Source organism: Devosia sp. (assembly GCF_014860165.1).
Lineage (GTDB): Bacteria > Pseudomonadota > Alphaproteobacteria > Rhizobiales > Devosiaceae > Devosia.
Window position 1 is genome coordinate 1 of sequence record NZ_JACZKG010000006.1, and the last position, 2,985, is coordinate 2,985.

Genomic DNA, 2,985 nt, shown 5'->3' on the forward strand with positions numbered 1-2,985 from the left:
GTGGTAACGACCGCTTGGCGCCGGAAGCGGACTTTCAAAGCGGTTGCCAGGGCGCCGCGAGGCGTCCCCGCCTCACGAGGCTGCTGAAGGCAGTGCCCCACCTGCTTCCGACGCAGGAGACATCAACCCGCACTGGAACCCAGAAGATTCCAACAACATCTACAAATACACCTGCCGTGGGAGCTTCCCGAGCATCTTTACTTCCCAGCGCGACTAGCGTTGGATTCGGACTATGCCTAGCAGACTCGAGCGCAGTACCGTGGCGAGCCGCTATCCGGTCTTTCCCGAATTGCTATTGCGATCTTCTTCCCCACCCAAGACCGGCACGACTGGGACAAATTCCACAAGCTGAGCATGGACGCACTCACCAGTATCGTCTGGAAGGATGAGTGTCCGCTCCGGGCGAGAAGCTGACATGGATCGCTTCGGTCGCCAATGACCACCATGGGGTCGAAACCTGCCAAGTCACCCCCGGCTCTGATGCACATAGCCGCGCGTACTGGCGGGCACTTCCTGTCTGAGCCAGTCCCGAAACGCCCGCAGCTTGCGGCTTTCCCGCCGGCCCTTCGCGGTCACCAGCCAATATCCCTGCGGCCCCTCGACCGCATGCGCGAAGGGGCGTACCAGCCGCCCGTCGCTCACCGCGTCGGCGCTCATCATGTCGGCCGCCATCAGCACGCCCTGTTCGGAAATAGCCGCGTCGAAGGCCAGTGACGCATCCGAATAGGTCGGCCCGGTCAGCAAAATCGCGGGGTCCATGCCCACTTCGGCGCGCCAGGCGTCCCAGCTCAGCATGGTCGTCTCGTCGCGGATGACCGGCACCCTGGCGAGATCGTCCGGATGCTTGAGCAGCCGCGCCACCGGCGGGGCGCAGACCGGCTGGTAGGCGCCGCCGCCGACCAGCTCGGCATTCACTCCGGGCCATTGCCCCTGCCCATAGCGGATGCCGCAATCGATATCGGGTCGGCTGATGTCGAGGATCGCCCCGGTCACGTTGAGCCGCACCTCGATATCGGGGTGGAGCATGGTGAATTTATTGATCCGCCAGATCAGCCAGCGCGAGGCAAAGACGCTGCCGACAGTCAGGTTCAGCACCGCCTCGTCGCTGCCGCGAAGGCTGCCAAGCCCGTCCTGTAAGGCGGTGAAGCCCGCCGTCAGCTGCGGCAGGACCGCCTTGAGCGCCGGGGTGGGCCTGAGGCCCGCGGCGGTGCGCTCGAACAGGTCCATGCCCAGCCGCTCCTCGGCCCGGCGCAGATGCTGGCTCACCGCACCGATGGTCACCCCCAGCTCGTCCGCAGCCGGCGCCAGGGCGCCGCGCCGGGCGACGATCTCGATGGCGCGCAGCGCATTGAGCGGGATGGGAAAGGGACTTGCCATATAGTTTTTCTATAGTGACGTCGCGACCTTGTCCATTGCGGCAGGGCCTGAATGGGCGCAAAAATCAGGCATCAACACGGAAGCGACCTGAAAGGAGGTCACAAAATGTCTAGCATCATCACGCTGCTGCGCCGCCTTTTCACCGCCCTGCTCGAGCAGGATCGGGCGCCATTGGATCCGGACAGCATGAGCCTGCATGACTGGGCCGATTTGCCGCCGCATCATCCGGCAAGCGACCGCGCGCCGTGCTGAGGCCATAATCGGGCCTTTGAAGGGGGGTAACAAACCCAGCCCTTCAAGGAGTCTCCGATGATCCGCCCCCTCGCTGCGCTCGCCGTCCTCGCTCTCATCTCCGGTGCCGCCGTTGCGCAGGAGGCTGCTCCCACCACGGCACCCGAGATTGTCATCGATCCGGCCGCCAGCCTCAATACCACGCCCAAGCAGGCCAATATGCTGACGGGCTTTTATGCCACCCAGGCGGTGATCGAACTCTGCGCGGTCAGCATCGAGCCCAATATTGCCGAAGGCATGGCCGCCGACCGCGCCCGGCTTGAAACCGCGCTCAGCATGGATGCCACGGCCGCCGCCGCCGCCTATGCCCAGGTCAAGGCCGATGTCGAGAAGACCCAGCCCGATTGCGCCGAGGGCAGCACCGACCGCGCCGGCGTCGATGCCGTCACGGCCATCTATGCCGCCCTGCCACCGCCAGACGCGCCCGCGGCACCCGCAGCGCCCCAGCCCGGCACTGTTACCGCCCCCGCAACGCCTGCCGCTCCGGCTCAGTAACCCCGATCTCGCCGACCCTTGATCCCTCCCCAAAAAGGGGGAGGGAGACGACTGCGGACTTCACTCTCTTTCACTCGCAAATCCGCGCCGTACAGGTCTCGCCATGGCAGCCGAGATCGAGATGCAGGTGGTCCTTGTGCTCGGCATTGGCCTCGGGCCCGAGCACCGTCGTAAAGCCACCGCAGGCCGCATCATGCGCCAGCCGCAGCAGCCGCCCCTCCGGGGCAGTTGCCGGCAGCCAGTTGCCCTCGACGCCGATGCTGCGCCCGTCCTCGAGCGTGAAGCCGGTCACATCCACTGCATTGGCGAAACCGTGCTCGGAGGTGAATCCATCAGCGCCATTGTTGCGGTTGCGGCACATATAGCTGGTGCCGGTGGTCACCTCCGCCAGCGGGCTCCCCAGCATGGCCTGGGCATAGCCATCCACATCGGCGACCCAGTCGGGCAGCGCGCTGGCCATCTGGCAATTGGTGGTGATGGGCGATGACAGCGGCACCAGCCGCCCCCGGCTCAGCACCGCGGTGACCAGCAGCGGCGATTGCTCCCCGCAGATGCCCGCGCTCAAAGGCGGCGCCATTTCGGCCACGACCAGCCCCTGCAGCACGGCCGGGCACGCCGCCTGGTAGACGCGCTCGGGCTCCGGGGCGGGCGCAGGCTCCGGTTGCGGTTCGGGTTCGGGCGCCGGCTCCGGTTCGGGTTCCACCACCGGTTCCGCCACAGCAGGGGCTTCCACCTCTTCCACCGGCGCAGCCGGCGTTGCCACTGCGGGCGCCGCGGGCAGGCCGGGCGGGCGTGGCCGCGGCACGGGCGCCACCGTGGGCC

At 66.9% G+C, this 2,985-nt stretch carries 4 protein-coding genes; 2 read left to right on the top strand and 2 right to left on the bottom strand.

Annotated features, from left to right (window positions below):
- Window positions 1–465 precede the first annotated feature (465 nt).
- Complete coding sequence (locus IH615_RS00950) at window positions 466–1,377, bottom strand: LysR substrate-binding domain-containing protein (RefSeq protein WP_291359091.1); 912 nt, start codon at window positions 1,375–1,377, stop codon at window positions 466–468.
- Window positions 1,378–1,482: 105 nt separating this feature from the next.
- Between IH615_RS00950 and IH615_RS00955 the strand changes: the two genes are divergently transcribed.
- Together IH615_RS00955 and IH615_RS00960 are read left to right on the top strand one after the other, a co-directional pair.
- Complete coding sequence (locus tag IH615_RS00955; RefSeq protein WP_291359092.1) at window positions 1,483–1,629, top strand: hypothetical protein; 147 nt, start codon at window positions 1,483–1,485, stop codon at window positions 1,627–1,629.
- Window positions 1,630–1,686: 57 nt separating this feature from the next.
- Window positions 1,687–2,163: a hypothetical protein gene (locus tag IH615_RS00960; protein WP_291359094.1), complete on the top strand. Its 477-nt coding sequence runs from the start codon at window positions 1,687–1,689 to the stop codon at window positions 2,161–2,163.
- 70 nt (window positions 2,164–2,233) lie between these two features.
- Here the strand turns inward: IH615_RS00960 and IH615_RS00965 are convergent.
- Window positions 2,234–2,985: extensin family protein (locus IH615_RS00965; RefSeq protein WP_291359096.1), on the bottom strand; the 752-nt coding region annotated here is incomplete at its 5' end.

Excerpts from the sequence above, each read along its gene's own strand:
- IH615_RS00950 (WP_291359091.1), bottom strand. The coding sequence starts at position 1,377 with ATGGCAAGTCCCTTTCCCATCCCGCTCAATGCGCTGCGCGCCATCGAG.
- IH615_RS00955 (WP_291359092.1), top strand. The coding sequence starts at position 1,483 with ATGTCTAGCATCATCACGCTGCTGCGCCGCCTTTTCACCGCCCTGCTC.
- IH615_RS00960 (WP_291359094.1), top strand. The coding sequence starts at position 1,687 with ATGATCCGCCCCCTCGCTGCGCTCGCCGTCCTCGCTCTCATCTCCGGT.